The 16,451-nt window shown below is 68.9% G+C and carries 13 protein-coding genes; 7 read left to right on the top strand and 6 right to left on the bottom strand.

What is annotated here, in order from left to right; genetic code table 11:
- The first annotated feature begins 263 nt into the window (after positions 1 to 263).
- On the top strand, positions 264 to 1,268 hold the full coding sequence (locus tag MRS60_RS18205; RefSeq protein WP_034179852.1) for a chemotaxis response regulator protein-glutamate methylesterase: 1,005 nt from the start codon (positions 264 to 266) through the stop codon (positions 1,266 to 1,268).
- A gap of 58 nt (positions 1,269 to 1,326) precedes the next feature.
- Positions 1,327 to 2,394, top strand: coding sequence for a diguanylate cyclase (locus MRS60_RS18200; protein ID WP_034179853.1), 1,068 nt, complete (start codon positions 1,327 to 1,329; stop codon positions 2,392 to 2,394).
- A 22-nt stretch (positions 2,395 to 2,416) separates the two neighbouring features.
- On the opposite strand, the gene MRS60_RS18195 is transcribed toward MRS60_RS18200, so the two are convergent.
- A complete protein-coding gene (locus MRS60_RS18195) occupies positions 2,417 to 4,666 on the bottom strand; it encodes a putative bifunctional diguanylate cyclase/phosphodiesterase (RefSeq protein ID WP_131945701.1) in 2,250 nt (749 codons plus the stop codon).
- A gap of 205 nt (positions 4,667 to 4,871) precedes the next feature.
- Positions 4,872 to 5,765, bottom strand: a complete 894-nt coding sequence (locus tag MRS60_RS18190) for a LysR substrate-binding domain-containing protein (protein ID WP_243566338.1) — start codon at positions 5,763 to 5,765, stop codon at positions 4,872 to 4,874.
- A gap of 198 nt (positions 5,766 to 5,963) precedes the next feature.
- On the opposite strand from MRS60_RS18190, the gene MRS60_RS18185 reads away from it, so the two are divergent.
- Complete coding sequence (locus tag MRS60_RS18185; RefSeq protein ID WP_034179856.1) at positions 5,964 to 6,602, top strand: hydrolase; 639 nt, start codon at positions 5,964 to 5,966, stop codon at positions 6,600 to 6,602.
- A 204-nt stretch (positions 6,603 to 6,806) separates the two neighbouring features.
- Complete coding sequence (locus tag MRS60_RS18180; protein ID WP_105392139.1) at positions 6,807 to 7,529, top strand: haloacid dehalogenase type II; 723 nt, start codon at positions 6,807 to 6,809, stop codon at positions 7,527 to 7,529.
- A 67-nt stretch (positions 7,530 to 7,596) separates the two neighbouring features.
- Here the strand turns inward: MRS60_RS18180 and MRS60_RS18175 are convergent, their stop codons facing one another.
- Positions 7,597 to 8,556 carry a LysR family transcriptional regulator gene (locus MRS60_RS18175; RefSeq protein WP_217590637.1) on the bottom strand — a complete coding sequence of 320 codons (960 nt, stop codon included), beginning with the start codon at positions 8,554 to 8,556 and terminating at the stop codon, positions 7,597 to 7,599.
- 157 nt (positions 8,557 to 8,713) lie between these two features.
- Between MRS60_RS18175 and MRS60_RS18170 the strand changes: the two genes are divergently transcribed.
- From MRS60_RS18170 to mmsB, 3 genes are all read left to right on the top strand, one after another.
- Positions 8,714 to 10,033 (top strand): MFS transporter, encoded by a 1,320-nt coding sequence (locus MRS60_RS18170; protein ID WP_034179859.1) that lies wholly within the window; start codon positions 8,714 to 8,716, stop codon positions 10,031 to 10,033.
- 117 nt (positions 10,034 to 10,150) lie between these two features.
- Complete coding sequence (locus tag MRS60_RS18165; RefSeq protein ID WP_217590636.1) at positions 10,151 to 11,677, top strand: CoA-acylating methylmalonate-semialdehyde dehydrogenase; 1,527 nt, start codon at positions 10,151 to 10,153, stop codon at positions 11,675 to 11,677.
- Between the two features lie 213 nt (positions 11,678 to 11,890).
- Positions 11,891 to 12,781 (top strand): 3-hydroxyisobutyrate dehydrogenase, encoded by an 891-nt coding sequence (gene mmsB, locus MRS60_RS18160; protein WP_243566337.1) that lies wholly within the window; start codon positions 11,891 to 11,893, stop codon positions 12,779 to 12,781.
- 131 nt (positions 12,782 to 12,912) lie between these two features.
- Here the strand turns inward: mmsB and MRS60_RS18155 are convergent, their stop codons facing one another.
- From MRS60_RS18155 to MRS60_RS18145, 3 genes are all read right to left on the bottom strand, one after another.
- On the bottom strand, positions 12,913 to 13,245 hold the full coding sequence (locus tag MRS60_RS18155; protein WP_034179862.1) for a hypothetical protein: 333 nt from the start codon (positions 13,243 to 13,245) through the stop codon (positions 12,913 to 12,915).
- 224 nt (positions 13,246 to 13,469) lie between these two features.
- Positions 13,470 to 15,887 carry a c-type cytochrome gene (locus MRS60_RS18150; protein WP_243566336.1) on the bottom strand — a complete coding sequence of 806 codons (2,418 nt, stop codon included), beginning with the start codon at positions 15,885 to 15,887 and terminating at the stop codon, positions 13,470 to 13,472.
- Positions 15,877 to 16,380 carry a (2Fe-2S)-binding protein gene (locus tag MRS60_RS18145; protein ID WP_105392134.1) on the bottom strand — a complete coding sequence of 168 codons (504 nt, stop codon included), beginning with the start codon at positions 16,378 to 16,380 and terminating at the stop codon, positions 15,877 to 15,879. The genes MRS60_RS18150 and MRS60_RS18145 overlap by 11 nt, the downstream gene beginning before the upstream one ends.
- Positions 16,381 to 16,451 lie beyond the last annotated feature (71 nt).

Here is a 16,451-nt window from a genome sequence, read left to right as displayed (position 1 = left end):
CCGGTATGCACGACTGCGCCGGCCCGGTTCCGTTAGCGGCCGGAAATGCCGCATCGTCATAGAGGAAACTCACTGAAACGGCGCAATGCGCAAATTTTTCGATTGCCGCCGCCCGCGCCGCATGACAGCATTCGGGGCGTCGCCAACCAAAAAGAATGCCGTGCCGCCCGGCCGCAGATGCCGCCCGTCGGCGCCGAACAGGCAGCCCCTTCCATGAACCCGGCCTACCTCCAACACTACGAACCGACCGGAGAATTCCGCTTGTGAACATCGGCATCGTCAACGACCTCCCGCTTGCCGTCGAGGCGATGCGCCGCGCGATCGCGCGCCGGCCCGAGCATCGCGTGCTGTGGGTCGCGACCGACGGCGCGCAGGCCGTCGAACTGTGCGCCGCGCAGCCGCCCGACGTCGTGCTGATGGACCTGGTCATGCCGAAATTCGACGGGATCGAAGCGACGCGGCGGATCATGCGATCCGAACGACCGTGCGCGATCCTGATCGTGACGAGCTGTATCGGCGCGAACGCGTGGCGCGTGTACGAGGCGATGGGCGCCGGCGCGCTCGACGCGGTCGACACGCCGCGGCTCGGCGATGGCGCGGCCGGCGACACGACCAAATTACTGCTTGCGAAGATCGACCAGATCGGCCGCCTGCTCGATGCGCCCGGCGGCACGCGCGTTGCCGGCACGACCACCCGCGCCGGCGGCGGCCCGCTGGTCGCGATCGGCGCATCGGCCGGCGGCCCCGGCGCGCTCGCGTCGATCCTCGGCGCGCTGCCGGCCGATTTCAGCGCACCGATCGTGATCGTGCAGCACGTCGACCGCGCCTTCGCCGAAGGCATGGCGCAATGGCTCGACGGCCAGACGCCGCTCGCCGTGCGCGTCGCGCGCGAAGGCGACCGCCCGCAGCCGGGCGTCGCGCTGCTCGCCGCGACCGACGATCACCTGCGGATCACGCATGCCGGCACGCTCGAATACACGCGCGAGCCGGCCGCCACGCCGTATCGGCCGTCGGTCGACGTGTTCTTCAACAGCCTGACCGAGCACTGGCCCGGCCGCGTGATCGGCGTGCTGCTCACCGGGATGGGGCGCGACGGCGCGATCGGCCTGAAGGCGCTGCGGATGAAGGGCTACCATACGATCGCGCAGGACGAGGCGACGAGCGCCGTGTACGGCATGCCGAAGGCGGCCGCGACGCTCGGCGCGGCGCGCGCGATCCTGCCGCTCGGCCGCATCGCGGGCGAGCTGGCGGCGCTCGCGCGAATCTGATCCCGACGATGAACACGCGCAACACCCATGCCTGCCCTTGCAACAACCTGCATCGATCATGACTAGCGACCTGACTCGCCCGCCGGGCGGCCCGTACACGCCGCCCGTCGACGTGCCGGCAATGGTGTTGCTGGTCGACGACCAGACGATCGTCGCGGAAGCCGTGCGACGCGCGCTCGTCGACGAGGAAGGCATCGACTTCCACTACTGCCCGCGCTCGGACGACGCGATGGCCACCGCGATCGAGACGCGGCCGACCGTGATCCTGCAGGACCTCGTGATGCCCGGCACCGACGGGCTGAGCCTCGTGAAGACGTACCGCGCGAATCCGGCGACGCGCGACGTGCCGATCATCGTGCTGTCGACGCAGGAAGAGCCCGTGATCAAGAGCGCCGCGTTCGCGGCCGGCGCGAACGACTACCTCGTGAAGCTGCCCGATCGCATCGAGCTCGTCGCGCGCATCCGCTACCACTCGCGCTCGTACCTGAACCTGCTGCAGCGCGACGAGGCCTATCGCGCGCTGCGGCAATCGCAGCAGCAGCTGCTCGAGGCCAATCTCGAACTGCGGCGCCTCACGCACTCGGACGGGCTGACCGGGCTGTCCAACCGCCGCTATCTCGACGAATACCTGGCCGCCGAATGGCGGCGCGGCACGCGCGAGCGCAGCGAGCTGTCGCTGCTGATGATCGACGTCGACAATTTCAAGCTGTACAACGACACGTACGGGCACGTGTCGGGCGACAGCGTGCTCAAGCAGATCGCGTCGACCATCGAGCGCTGTCTCGGGCAGTCGGGCGATCTCGCCGCGCGCTTCGGCGGCGAGGAATTCGCGGTCGTGATGCCGGCCACGTCGCCGGGCGCCGCGCGGCTGCTCGGCGAGAAGATCCGTCTCGCGGTCGAGGCGCTGCGGCTGCGGCACGCGCATTCGTCGACGGGCAACACCGTGACGATCAGCATCGGCGGCGCGAGCATCGTGCCGGCGCCCGGCCTGCCGACGACCGTACTGATCGAGGCCGCCGACCGCGCGCTGTACCGTGCGAAGCACGAAGGCAAGAACCGCGTCGAGATCGATACGTCGGCACCGCCGCCAGGCGCCGGCGGTTTCGGCGCGCCGCGCGACGACTGAGCCCGCACCGCGCAATCCGCGCTCACGCGGCGCCGAGACGGCGCGCGTAGTCGTTCGCTTCCAGCGGCCGGCTGAACAGGTAGCCCTGCTGCATGTCGCAGCCGATCTGCTGCAGGAACCACGATTGCGCCTGCGTCTCGACGCCTTCGGCCGTGACCTTCATCCCGAGCGAATGCGCCATCGCGACCACCGCCTGCGTGATCGCGACCGAATCGTGATGATCGGGCACGCCCGATACGAACGAGCGGTCGACCTTCAGGTTGTGCAGCGGAAAGCGCTTCAGGTACGCGAGCGACGAATAGCCTGTGCCGAAATCGTCGACCGAAATCCGCACGTTCATGTCCGTGAGCGCTTCGAGCATCGGCAGCACGGTGTCCGTGTCGTTCATCAGCAGTCCTTCCGTGATCTCGAGCTCGAGCGCGGACGGATCGAGCCGCGTTTGCGCGAGACAGCGGCCGACCGATTCGACGAGCCCTTCGTGGAACTGCCGCGGCGACAGGTTCACGGCCAGCATCAGGTCCGGCGCGATCGTGCGGCGCCATTCGGCCATCTGCCGGCACGCGGTTTCGAGCACCCACTGGCCGATCGCGACGATCAGCCCCGTATCTTCGGCGACCGGAATGAATTCCGCGGGCGACATCGGCCCGAGTTCGGGGCTGGTCCAGCGCAGCAGCGCCTCGGCGCCGACCGTGCGGCCGCTGCGCGCATCGACGACGGGCTGATACGCGAGCCGCAGCATGTCCGACGCGAGCGCGCGCCGCAGCGACTGCTCGACCGCGAAGCGGCGCTGCAGCCGCAGGTTGAGCTGCGCAGTGAAGAACGTGAAGTGGTTGCGGCCGCGCTGCTTCGCGTCGTACATCGCCGAATCGGCGTTGCGCATCAGCGTGACGGCGTCGTCGCCGTCGCGCGGCGCAGCGCTGATCCCGATCGACACGCCGAGCCAGTACTCGTTGTTCGCGATCTCGAACGGCTTCGCGATCGCGTCGATCACCTCGCGTGCGAGCACCGCGAGACAGTCGGGATCGTCGCAGTCCTCGACGAGGATCACGAACTCGTCGCCGCCGACGCGCGTGAGCGCATGCCGGCCGCCCGCGCAGGCTTCGAGCCGCGCCGCGACGCTGCGCAGCAGCGCGTCGCCGGCATCGTGGCCGGCCGTGTCGTTGACCTTCTTGAAACCGACGAGATCGATGAACAGGATCGCGACGCGCGCGGGCCCGGCCGCCGCATCGTGCCGGCCGAACAACTCGCGCATCCGGTCGCCGAGCCAGCGGCGGTTGTAGAGGCCCGTCAGCGCATCGCGCGTCGCCAGGTAGCGCAACTGCTGCTGCGCTTCGCGCACCGGGCCGATGTCGTTGAACGACACCAGCACCGAGTCGGCCTGCGTCTCGCCCGGCTTCACGATCGGCACCGCGTTGCCGCGCACCCAGATGATGTCGCCGTCCGCCAGGCCGAAGCCGACCGTGTAGCCGAGCTGCGGCGTGGCCGTCACGAGCGCGATCCGGCTCGGCCAGTCGTCCGGCGCGATCGGCGTGCCGTCCTCGTGCAGCTTGCGCAGGATCACCGTCGACAGCCGGCGGCCGACGAGGTCGCCCCTCACGCGCATCATCCGGTTCGCGCTCGGGTTGCTCGCGACCACGACGCCGTCGCGCGACACGACGAGGATTCCTTCGTTCAGGCTGTTGACGACGAGCCGGTGATGTTCCTCGCTGCGCGCGAGCTGCCGCACCATCCGGTCCTGGTGAACCGCGAGGCCGACGCTGTTGCCGATATCGCGCAACAGTGCGGTTTCCTCGTCGCTCGGCCGGCGCGGCGTGCGGTGATAGACGGCGAACGCGCCGAGCACCGTGCCTGCCTCGTCGAGGAACGGCACCGACCAGCACGCGCGCAGGCCCAGCGGCAACGCGACGGAACGGTAGTCGGCCCACAGCGGATCGGTTTCGATGTCCTCGACGGCGACCATCCGGCGCTCGTACATCGCCGTGCCGCATGAGCCCGCCGCCGGTCCGATCGACGCGCCGTCGATCGCGGCGCTGTACTGCGCGGGCAACGACGGCGCCGCGCCGACACGCACGTGCACGCCGTCCGTATCGAGCAGCAGGATCGTGCACGATGCGCCGTCGCCGAGCAAAGTCTCGGCGCGCCGGCAAACTTCGATCAACAGTTCCGGCAGCGGTGTGTTGCGCGTGATCAGCCTCAGCACGCTCTGCTCCGACGCGAGCACTTCCGCGGCGAGCCCGAGGCTGTAACGAGAACTTTGCGGTTCGGTATTCAAGTTGAATCCTGCCGTCAGTCCGATCGGGTCTGATGCGCCCGATTCGTTTTCGATCCTTCGTGCCGTTTTCGCTCCGGGTTTACGCGGATGCCCGGTGCGCCCCGTTGCGCGCCGAGCCAGAACGCGCCGAAATGTATTTAACACCAATCCGTGACACCCCGCGCGTCCGCGCGCATCAGGGCTTACGCGCGGTTGATGCGGCCCGTCAATCCTTCCGGATGTGTTCGGCCAGGAAGTCGATCAGCAGACGCACGCGCGGCAGCAGCCCGCGCCGCGACGGAAACACCGCGTGCATCACGCCGCCCTTCGGCGCCCACCCGGGCAGCACGTCGACCAGCGTGCCGTTACGCAGGTCGTCCTCGACGACCATGCACGGCAACTGCACGATGCCGACGCCGTGAATCGCCGCGTCGCGCAGCGCATGCATGTCGTCGGTGATGAAGCGCGGATGATGGCGCAACTGCGTGTGCTCGCCGTTCGGCCCGACCAGTTGCCACACGTGATGCCGCGCCGGCCCCCAGTCGAGGCTCGGCGCGCCGGCCAGCTCGGCCGGGTCCGACGGCGCGTCGCGCCCGTTCAACCATTGCGGCGCGGCTACCAGCCGCTGCGGGCTGTCGCCGAGGATGCGCATCACGAGATCGCTGTCCTCCAGCGGCGGAAAGCGCACGCGCAGCGCAAGGTCGAACCCTTCGCTCAGCAGGTCGACGCGGCGGTTGGTCGCCTCGAGATGCACCTGCACCTGCGGATGGAGCACCATGAAGCGCGCGACCAGTTCGCTCACGCGATATTCGAGCAGCGCGGTCGGGCAGCTCACGCGGACGATGCCGCGCGGCTCCGCGTGCCGGCGCTCGATCACCTCGCGCGCGGCGTCGGCCTCGACCAGCACGGCGAGGCAGCGCTCGTAGAATTCGCGCCCGGTTTCCGTCACCGTGAAATGACGCGTCGTGCGCTGCAGCAGCCGCACGTCGTACTTCGCCTCCAGCGCCGCGATACGCCGGCTCAGCGTCGATTTCGGGACATCCAGCGCGCGCCCGGCCTGCGTGAACCCGCCATGCTCGACCACCTTCACGAAATAGTAGAGGTCGTTCAGGTCATCCATGATTGTTCCATTCATAGAACACTGACGGCATTTTAAGGGACTGGAACGCAGGTTGTTGCATGAATAGCATCCTGTTTCGACTTGGATCGATGTTGTCGCGGCGGCCGGGATTTTTTCCGGTCGACTCCGTCGGCTACCCGACCGATTCACCAAGCTCGAAGCTCCCCCTCACTTCCTGCACTGTCTCTGGAGGCAACCATGGCAAGCGAACCGATTCGCGACCCCGCGAACGACCACCTGCTCACCCCGCAGAATGCGGCGTTCATCGTCATCGACTACCAGCCGGTCCAGGTGAACTCCATCGCGTCGATGGATCGCCAGCTGCTGATCAACAACATCGTCGGCGCGTCGAAGGCGGCCGTCGCGTACGACCTGCCGATCGTCCATTCGACCGTCAACGTGAAGACGGGCCTGAACAAGCCGCCGATCCCCCCACTGCGCGCGGCGCTCGAAGGCTATCCGACCTACGACCGCACGAGCATCAATTCGTGGGAAGACGTCGAGTTCCGCAAGGCCGTCGAGGCGACCGGCCGCAAGAAGCTGATCATGACCGCGCTGTGGACCGAAGCGTGCCTGACGTTCCCGGCGCTCGACGCGCTGAAGGCCGGCTACGAGGTGTACGTGGTCGTCGACGCGGTCGGCGGCACGTCGGTCGCCGCGCACGAAGCCGCGCTGCGCCGCATCGAGCAGGCCGGCGGCCGGATGATCAGCGTCGCGCAACTGTTCTGCGAGCTGCAGCGCGACTGGGCGCGCAGCGCCACCGTGCCGGCGTTCGTGAACCTGTTCATCGAAACCGGCGGCACGGCCGGCATCCAGTTCTCGTACGACAGGAGCTGACCGGCCCGACGCGCGCGGCCGCCGGTGTTTTCCGGCCGGCGGCCGCGCCCTTGCCCTTCCCCCGTTCCGGCGGCACCAGGAAGACATCGCGGCCCCGCCAAGCCGCGTTTTCGTATCCGTGATTCAATGTCGATCGAACCGGCGTCGCGCATTCCGGCGGCACGGCGATGTGTGTCCTCATCGAACGACCTTCACTGGATCACCATGACGAACCCTGCCGAAATCAAGGCGCTCGTTTTCGATGTCTTCGGAACGATCGTCGACTGGAGAAGCGGCGTCGCACGCGGCGCCGCGACCTTTCTGGAACGCCACGCGCCGGCGCTCGATCCGTTCGCATTCGCCGATGCGTGGCGCGCCGAATATTCGCCGTCGATGGAAGAAATCCGCAGCGGCCGCCGCCGCTACGTGCGGCTCGACGTGTTGCATCGCGAGAACCTCGTGCGCACGCTCGACCGCTATGGAATCGTCGACGTGCCCGACGCGGAAATCGATGCGCTCAACCTCGCGTGGCACAGCCTCGACCCGTGGCCCGACGCCGTCGCCGCGCTGCACCGGCTGAAGCGGCGCTTCATCATCGCGCCGCTGTCGAACGGCAACATCCGGCTGATGGTCGACGTCGCGAAACGCGCGGGGCTGCCGTGGGACGCGATCCTCGGCGCGGAAGTCGTCCGCGCGTACAAGCCGTCGCCGCAGGTGTACAGCGACACGGTCGAGATTCTCGGCGTCGCGCCGGCCGAGCTGTGCCTGGTCGCGGCGCACAACGGCGATCTCGCCGCCGCGCGCCGGCTCGGGCTGTCGACCGCGTTCGTGCTGCGGCCGACCGAACACGGGCCCGGCCAGACGACCGACCTGGAAGCCGACGATGCGTGGGACTTCGATGTCAGGGACCTGAACGAACTCGCGGATCGGCTCGGCTGCCCGGGTTGAATGCCGGCTGCGCGGTTCGCCCCTTCGCCGCGAGCGCAGCGCGAATCGCCACCGCTTCCGTCACCCGCTATGCCGGCTCGCCGACGAATTTCAACGTCCCCGACTCCCCCATCAGCAATTCCCGGTTCGCATCCGCCGCCGCGCGCAGGTAATCCCACAGCGCGGTCACGCGCCGCAGCTTGCGCAGATCCTCGCGGCAGGTCAGCCAGAAGCACCGCGTGACGACCACGTCGTCCGGCAGCACCGGCACCAGCGCCGGCTGCGTGGCCGCCATGAAGCACGGCAGGATCGCGAGCCCGCCGCCCTGCAGCGCCGCGAAATATTGCGCGATCACGCTCGTCGTGCGCAGCCCGGCCGTCGCGCCCGGCACCGCGCGGTCCAGGTACAGCAGCTCGTTGCTGAACGCGAGATCGTCGACATAGCTGATGAACGCGTGCCGCGCGAGATCGTCGGTGCATGCGATCGGCGCATGGCTCGCGAGATAGTCGCGCGTCGCGTAGAGCCGCAACTGGTAGTCGCACAGCTTCGTGACCACGTAAGGCCCGCGCTCGGGCCGCTCGAGCGTGATCGCCAGGTCGGCCTCGCGCTTCGGCAGGTTGACGAAATGCGGGACCGGCAGCAGGTCGACCGTCACATGCGGATGCGCGGCGCGAAACTGCGCGAGCTGCGGCGCCAGGAAAAAGCAGCCGAACCCTTCGGTCGACCCGATCCGCACGTGGCCCGACAGCGCCTCGCCGGTGTTCGCGATCTGGTCGCATGCGGACTGCACGGTCGTCTCCATCGCGTCCGCATACGCGACGAGCCGCTGCCCTTCGGCCGTCAGCGTGAAGCCGCCGGAACGCGACTTGTCGAACAGCAGCGTGCCCATCGCGGCCTCGAGCGCGCGAACGCGCCGCGCGACGGTCGTGTAGTCGACCCCGAGCCGCTTCGCGGCACCGCTCGCGCGCTGCGTGCGCGCGACTTCGAGGAAAAAGCGCAGGTCGTCCCAGTTCAGGTTGCCGGAAACCGGCTCGGTGGCATGTCGCATCGGCGAGGAAAAAGGGGCTGGAGTCTCCGGGCCGGCCGCCGATATGCATAAATGCACATCCAACCGGTTTCTTTATCGGTACATCATGAATCTGCGCATAACTATACTCGACCGTGACCTGCGGACCATGAGCCGCGGCACCCACCACGGAGACACCATGCAGACCCGATCCACCCTCGATGAGCATGCGACAGTCGCGACGCCGGCCCCCGCCCGCACCGCGAAGCACTACCTGCTGGCCGGCTGGGCCAGCATGGCCGGCACGACGATCGAGTGGTACGACTTCTTCCTCTACGGCACGGCCGCCGCGCTCGTGTTCAACCGCATCTTCTTCCCGTCGCTGGACCCCGTCGTCGGCACGCTCGCCGCGTTCGGCACGTTCGCGGTCGGCTTCATCGGGCGGCCGATGGGCGGCATCGTGTTCGGCCACTTCGGCGACCGGATCGGCCGCAAGTCGATGCTGATGATCACGCTGCTGCTGATGGGCGTGCCGAGCATGATCATCGGGCTGATCCCGTCGTACGACAGCATCGGCTACTGGGCGGCCGCGCTGCTGATCGCGATGCGTTTCCTGCAGGGGATGGCCGTCGGCGGTGAATGGGGCGGCGCGGTGCTGATGGCCGTCGAACACGCGCCGAAGGGCCGCAAGGGGCTGTTCGGCAGCCTGCCGCAGACGGGTGTCGGGCTCGGCCTGATCCTGTCGTCGCTCGCGATGGCCGCGGTGGCCGCGCTGCCGGAAGCGGACATGCTGTCGTGGGGCTGGCGCGTGCCGTTCCTCGCGAGCATCGCGCTCGTCGGCCTCGGCTGGTTCATCCGCGCGAAGGTGCCCGAGTCGCCCGACTTCGAGAAGATGCAACGCCAGGGCAAGGCCGAGAAGTCGCCGGTGACGGCCGCGCTGCGCCGCCATCCGCGCGAAGTGCTGACGATCGTCGGCGCGCGCGCCGCCGAGAACACGTGGTTCTACATGGTCGTCACGTTCGCGCTCGCCTACGCGACGCAGCAGCTTCATCTGCCGAAGGCCGAGATGCTGCACGCGATCACGGCCGGCGCCGTGCTGTCGCTGGTCACGATGCCGCTGTGCGGCCACCTGAGCGACCGCATCGGCCAGCGCCGGATGTTCGCGATCGGCCTCGTGCTGATGTGCGCGTTCGCCGCGCCGTTCTTCATGATGCTCGGCACGCAGCAGACGTCGTACGCATGGTGGGCGATCGTGCTCGGCCTCGGCGTCGTGTTCCCGATCCTCTATGCGCCGGAATCGCTGCTGTTCGCGCAGCAGTTCCCGGCGGAAATCCGCTACAGCGGCATCTCGCTGTCGGTGCAGCTCGCCGGCGTGATCGGCGGCGGCTTCGCGCCGATGATCGCGACGTCGCTGCTCAAGGCCGGCGGCGGCCAGCCGCATTACGTGATCGCATACCTCGTCGGCTTCGGCGTGTTCGCGCTCGTGTGTACCGCACTGATGCGGCCGCCGCGCGCCTGAGCACGCCGGCCGGCATCCGTCCGAACCCGGTTCGTCCTGCTGTCCGCCGCGCCTGCACGTGCGGCGGATACAGGCTCCCTTTTTGATCGCAACACCGCTTCCTTCCCGGAGATTTCCATGAACGCCGCAGTTCCCCAGACCACCCTCGCCCTGCCCACCGCCAAGCTGCTGATCGACGGCGCGTTCGTCGAATCGCAAAGTGCCGAATGGGGCGACATCGTCAACCCCGCGACGCAGGAAACGATCGGCCGCGTGCCGTATGCGACGCTCGACGAGGTCGACGCCGCGATCGCGTCCGCGCAGCGCGCATTCCAGACGTGGAAAACGACGCCGATCGGCGCACGGCTGCGCATCATGCTGAAGTTCCAGGATCTCGTGCGCCGCAATCTCGAACGGATCGCGCACACGCTGACGGCCGAGCAAGGCAAGACGCTGCCCGACGCGCAGGGCGACATCTTCCGCGGCCTCGAAGTGGTCGAACATGCCTGCTCGATCGGCACGCTGCAGCAAGGCGAATTCGCGGAGAACGTCGCGGGCGGCGTCGACACCTACACGCTGCGCCAGCCGATCGGCGTGTGCGCGGGCATCACGCCGTTCAACTTCCCCGGCATGATCCCGCTGTGGATGTTCCCGATGGCGATCGTCTGCGGCAACACGTTCGTGCTGAAGCCGTCGGAGCAGGACCCGCTGTCGACGATGCAGCTCGTCGAACTCGCGATCGAGGCCGGCGTGCCCAAAGGTGTCCTGAACGTCGTGCACGGCGGCAAGACGGTGGTCGACCGCCTGTGCACGCATCCGGACATCAAGGCGATCTCGTTCGTCGGCTCGACGCGCGTCGGCACGCACGTGTACAACCTCGGCAGCCAGCACGGCAAGCGCGTGCAGTCGATGATGGGCGCGAAGAACCACGCGGTGGTGCTGCCCGATGCGCACCGCGAGCAGACGATCAACGCGCTCGTCGGCGCGGGCTTCGGCGCGGCCGGCCAGCGCTGCATGGCGACGTCGGTCGTCGTGCTCGTCGGCCCGGCGCGCGACTGGCTGCCCGAGCTCGTCGAGAAGGCGAAGCGCTTGAAGGTGAATGCGGGCGCGGAAGCCGGCACCGACGTCGGCCCGGTCGTGTCGAAGGCCGCGAAGGAACGCATCCTGTCGCTGATCGACGAAGGCGTGAAGGCCGGCGCGAAGCTCGAACTCGACGGCCGCAACGTGAAGGTGCCCGGCTACGAGCGCGGCAACTTCGTCGGCCCGACGATCTTCTCGGGCGTGACGACCGACATGTCGATCTATACGGAAGAAATCTTCGGGCCGGTCGTGGTCGTACTCGAAGCCGACACGCTCGACGAAGCGATCGCGCTCGTCAACCGCAACCCGATGGGCAACGGCGTCGGGCTGTTCACGCAGAGCGGCGCGGCCGCGCGCAAGTTCCAGAGCGAGATCGACATCGGCCAGGTCGGCATCAACATCCCGATTCCGGTGCCGGTACCCTACTTCAGCTTCACGGGCTCGCGCGGCTCGAAGCTCGGCGATCTCGGCCCGTACGGCAAGCAGGTCGTGCAGTTCTACACGCAGACGAAGACGGTCACCGCGCGCTGGTTCGACGACGATGCGACGGCCGGCGGCGTGAACACGACGATCGCGCTGCGCTGATAGATATGCATGCGGCCGGACCAAGCGTCGAAACGTCAGGTCTGGGCGCCCGCGAAGCATGGGACCGGACCAAGCGCTGAAGCGCCAAGTCCGGTCGACCGCGAAGCATGGGACCGGACTAAGCGCTGAAGCGCCAAGTCCGGTCGACCGCGAAGCATGGGACCGGACTAAGCGCTGAAGCGCCAAGTCCGGTCGACACACAGGAGACTGCACATGGAAATCGCATTCATCGGGCTCGGCAACATGGGCGGCCCCATGGCCGCCAACCTGCTCAAGGCCGGCCACGCGCTGACGGTGTTCGACCTCGACGCGAACGCGGTGAACGCCGCGGTGCGCGCGGGCGCAACGGCGGCCGGCTCGCCGCGCGACGCGGCCGCGCGCGGGGCGGTCGTGATCACGATGCTGCCGGCCGCGCAGCACGTGCGCGCCGTCTACCTCGGCGACGACGGCGTGCTGGCCGGCGCACGCGCAGGCGCAACGCTGATCGACTGCAGCACGATCGACCCCGGTACCGTGCGCGCGGTAGCGGAAACCGCCGCGCAGCGCGACTTCCCGCTCGCCGACGCGCCCGTGTCGGGCGGCACCGGCGGCGCGCAGGCCGGCACGCTGACCTTCATGGTCGGCGCGGACGCCGCGCTGTTCGAGCGCATCCGCCCCGTGCTGCTCGACATGGGCAGGAACGTCGTGCATTGCGGCGGCACAGGCACCGGGCAGATCGCAAAGATCTGCAACAACCTGCTGCTCGGGATCTCGATGATGGGCGTATCGGAAGCGATGGCGCTCGGCGCTGCGCTCGGCATCGAGCCGGCCGTGCTGGCCGGCATCATCAACACGTCGACCGGCCGCTGCTGGAGCTCGGACACGTACAACCCGTATCCGGGCGTGAACGACGCGGCGCCGGCCGCGCGCGGTTATGCGGGCGGTTTCGCGGCGAACCTGATGCTGAAGGATCTCGGGCTCGCGACCGAAGCCGCACGAAGCGCGCACCAGCCGGTGTGGATGGGCGCGGTCGCGCAGCAGCTCTATCAGTCGATGAGCCAGCAGGGGCTCGGCACGCTCGACTTCTCCGCATGCGTGAAGCTGTACGAGGCACAGCCGGCATAGCCTGCGCAGCCGACGCCGGACGTGCGCCGACCCGCGATGCGCTTGCGCGTATCGCGGGTCGGATTGCATCCGGGGAAGGAAAACGCAGGTGCCGCTTCAGGCGGCGGTCGCACGGCAATGCCGCGAGCCGTTCAACCGCGCGGGTTCGACGCCGTCTCGAAGGTCGGATGGCACTCGAACGCGAGTTCGGAGCGTGCGTCGACACGGCGGCCGCCGGTCAGCGACTCCTGCTTCATGCTCGCGCGCATCCCGCGCTGCGTGCAGTAGTTGGTGGCTTCGTTGACGGCCTTCTCATGGGCATCGGCCCACGTCGTCGACACGCCGACCGTGCGCGTCGTCACGGTGAATACGTTCGGGTTCGACGTCGCGGTCACGTCGGAAGCGGTTGAACACGCGGCGAGCAAGCATGCGGCAGCCGCGACGGTCAACCATCGCAGGGTTCGAAAAGAAACTGACATGGACATGAGGGCAGGCACACGTCGGCCCGACGTGCATTGAACAACATAGGCGACAGTATGCCTGCCCGATCGCCGGAGATCATGCCCTTTTCAGTGAACACATTGTTTCGAATGGTTAAACGATGGCCGATGCAGGCAAGATTTACAGCCCGGCGCCGCGCCCGTTTTCATCGCGCAAGTAGTTTTGCCCGGTCGTCGCGCCATTTCGTGCCCTCACGCTCGTGCGCCGGTCAATGCACGCGCTCCTGCCTGATCCTCGCCGATGCTTCGGCCAGGTTGCGCCACGCCGGCTGCCCCGGCGCATAGCGCGCGCGAATGTACGCGGCGAGTTCGGCCATCTGCCGATCGTCGAACGCGTCGCCGAAGCCCGGCATGTAACCGAGCCGGTCGGTGGCCGGCTGGTCGATCCCGTGATGCAGCACGCGCAGCAGGTTGTCCGGCGCCGCCTGGCTGACGCTCGTGTTGAGCCCCATCAGCGGGCGCACGCCGAAATGCCCGACGCCGCCCGATTCCGCGTGACAGACCGCGCACGCCGCGTCGAACGCGCGGCGGCCGTTCTCGAGGCCGAGCGTCGCGACGGTTTCCGCACCGCGTGCCTGACGGCTGGCCGCGTCTGCGGCCACCGCGGCGTCGACGGGTGGCGACAGCGACGCAAGGTAGTGCGCGATCGCCCGTACGTCCGGCTCGGGCAGCGACGCAAGCCCCGCGACGACGGGCGCCATCGGCCCGGCCGCGACGCCGTGCTGCGCGGAGAAGCCCGTGCGCAGGTAGTCGAACAACGCGCCTTCGGTCCACGGCACCGGTGCGGCCGGCGACGCGACGAGCGGCGGCGCGACCCATCCTTCCGCTTCGCCGCCCGACAGGTACGCGAAGCCGCCCTTCTCCGCGCCCAGCGCATTGCGCGGCGTGTGGCACGCGCCGCAGTGCCCGGCGCCGTCGACCAGATACTTGCCGCGATTCCACATCGCGGAGCGTGCCGGGTCCGGCGCGAACGGCCGCGCGTCGTGAAACAGCCAGTTCCAGCCGGCGACGAGGCGCCGCTGGTCGAGCGGGAACGGCAGCTTCGTCTTCGGCGGCACATGCTTCACCGGCGGCTGCGACATCAGGTACGCATAGAGCGCGAGCAGGTCCGGCTCGCTCAGCTTCGCGAACGCCGTGTACGGGAACGCCGGGTACAGGTGCGTGCCGTCGCGCGAGATGCCTTCGCGCATCGCGCGTGCGAACGCCGGATACGACCATGTGCCGATGCCGGTTTCCGGATCGGGCGTGAGGTTCGTCGTGTAGATCGTGCCGAACGGCGTATCGAGCGCGAGCCCGCCCGCGTTGGTCGCGCCGCCGGGCGCGGTGTGGCATACCGCGCAATCGCCGGCGATCGCGACCTGGCGGCCGCGTTCGAGCATCGCCGCGCTCCACATCGCGCCGTCCGCGCCGCCGGGTGCGACAGGCGCGATCGGCGCGGGCCCCGGCAGGATCGCGCACGCGAGCCCGATCAGCCCGCCGACCACGCCGCCCGCGCCGCCGCCGGCCAGCCAGCGGCGCCAGCGCGAAACGCGGCGCGGCCCGACATGCGGCCCATCGCCGGAATCAGCCGGCGCCGGTTGCGCGAGGGCCGCGCGAATGCGCTCGGCATCGAACGGCGGTGCGCGAAAACGCACGCCCGTCGCGTCGTACAGCGCATTCGCGATCGCCGCCGCGGCCGGTGCCGCCGCCTGCTCGATCCGGCGCGCATCGTGCGCGGACAGTTCGCCGTGCGCGCGGTGCGCCGCATCGTCGGAAGCAACCAGTTCATGCGCGATCGCGTCCGGCTGCGCACCGGCATCGCTCTCGTCGTGCGCGGGCCGCGCCGACAACCGCGCGCCCATCACGCGCGAAATCGCCGCCTCGATCTGCCATGCGGGCAAACCGGCCATCGATGCGTCGCCCGGTTTGCCCGCACCTTGTCCGGCCACGACGCGCCGCACCGCGACGTCGCCGGTCGCGCGGTCGACATCGAGATCGACGACCCATGCGGACCAGCGTGTGTCGCCTTCACGTGCGGCAGCTGCTGCCGGTGGTTCGCCGCCGGACGGTGCCGCAAGCGCGCCGGCGCCATCGAATGCGAAGCCGCGACCGCTGACGCGCGAACGCGCGTTCGCGTCGGCCGCGACCGGCGCGCCCCATGCAGCGCGTTCGCTGACCATCCGGATAATCTCGCGCGGCCCCGCATCCCGCGCTGCATCGAGATGCTGCAGGCGCAACGCGACCGGGTCGCGCCGCAACGCGCCCGCGAGTTCGTCGACGAAGGATTCACGGGCGAACACGTGCGCATGGCCGGGAATTGCATGACCGACGTCGGCCAGTTCGATCGACGTCTGCGCGTGCCGGTAGACGAACGGCGATGCGGGGCCGGATTCCTTACCCTCGATCGTCGAACCGCGAAGATCGTCCGTTATCGCGCTAGCTGCCTGCGCGCGATAGCGCCAGCTCGTCATCCGCCCGTCGGGTGCGGTCCGGGTTTCGATATCGAGCGATGCGTGCGTGCGCGTATCGCCGACCGGCCATTCGTAGCGTGCGTGATGCGTACTCGATACGTCGGCGGTGCCTTCGTCGCGCGGCTCGTGCGTCGTCACGCGCCCCTGCTCGACCGGCGGGTTCAGGTCATGCTTCATCGCCGTCCCGCAGATAGCGTGCGGCACGATGCACGGCCCGGATGATCTCCAGGTGCGTGCCGCAGCGGCACAGGTTGAAACGCAGCGCATCGCGGATCGCCGCATCGTCCGGCGCGGGGTTGCGGTCGAGCAGCGCCTTCGTGCTCATGATCATCCCGTTCAGGCAATAACCGCATTGCGCGGCCTGCTCGTCGATGAACGCGCGCTGGATCGGATGCGGTGCGTCGCGCGACCCGAGCCCTTCCAGCGTCGTGACGTCGCGCCCGCTCGCGGCGGCGGCCGGCACCACGCACGAACGCGTCGCCTGCCCGTCGACGAGCACCGTGCACGCGCCGCACTGCCCGAGCCCGCAGCCGTATTTCGGGCCGTTGAGCGCGCAGTCGTTGCGCAGGACCAGCAGCAGCGGCGCGTCGGGCGCGGCCTCGTCGAAGGTGTGCGGCGTGCCGTTCACGCGAAACGCCAGCGGCCGCGACGGAGAAGCGGGATGGGACATGAATGGATCCGGAATGCGGCGTGCAGGCCGAGGGCCGGCGCACGCCCGACGACATATAACACGCCGAAAAA

It is taken from the genome of Burkholderia pyrrocinia (assembly GCF_022809715.1).
Taxonomy (GTDB): Bacteria; Pseudomonadota; Gammaproteobacteria; order Burkholderiales; family Burkholderiaceae; genus Burkholderia; species Burkholderia pyrrocinia_C.
This window is presented reverse-complemented; position numbering and strand designations above follow the sequence as displayed.

What these genes read in the sequence shown, in the direction of transcription:
- MRS60_RS18200 (WP_034179853.1), top strand. Translation starts at nt 1,327, where the DNA reads ATGACTAGCGACCTGACTCGCCCGCCGGGCGGCCCGTACACGCCGCCC.
- MRS60_RS18190 (WP_243566338.1), bottom strand. Translation starts at nt 5,765, where the DNA reads ATGGATGACCTGAACGACCTCTACTATTTCGTGAAGGTGGTCGAGCAT.
- MRS60_RS18185 (WP_034179856.1), top strand. Translation starts at nt 5,964, where the DNA reads ATGGCAAGCGAACCGATTCGCGACCCCGCGAACGACCACCTGCTCACC.
- MRS60_RS18180 (WP_105392139.1), top strand. Translation starts at nt 6,807, where the DNA reads ATGACGAACCCTGCCGAAATCAAGGCGCTCGTTTTCGATGTCTTCGGA.
- MRS60_RS18175 (WP_217590637.1), bottom strand. Translation starts at nt 8,556, where the DNA reads ATGCGACATGCCACCGAGCCGGTTTCCGGCAACCTGAACTGGGACGAC.
- MRS60_RS18170 (WP_034179859.1), top strand. Translation starts at nt 8,714, where the DNA reads ATGCAGACCCGATCCACCCTCGATGAGCATGCGACAGTCGCGACGCCG.
- MRS60_RS18165 (WP_217590636.1), top strand. Translation starts at nt 10,151, where the DNA reads ATGAACGCCGCAGTTCCCCAGACCACCCTCGCCCTGCCCACCGCCAAG.
- mmsB (WP_243566337.1), top strand. Translation starts at nt 11,891, where the DNA reads ATGGAAATCGCATTCATCGGGCTCGGCAACATGGGCGGCCCCATGGCC.
- MRS60_RS18155 (WP_034179862.1), bottom strand. Translation starts at nt 13,245, where the DNA reads ATGTCCATGTCAGTTTCTTTTCGAACCCTGCGATGGTTGACCGTCGCG.
- MRS60_RS18150 (WP_243566336.1), bottom strand. Translation starts at nt 15,887, where the DNA reads ATGAAGCATGACCTGAACCCGCCGGTCGAGCAGGGGCGCGTGACGACG.
- MRS60_RS18145 (WP_105392134.1), bottom strand. Translation starts at nt 16,380, where the DNA reads ATGTCCCATCCCGCTTCTCCGTCGCGGCCGCTGGCGTTTCGCGTGAAC.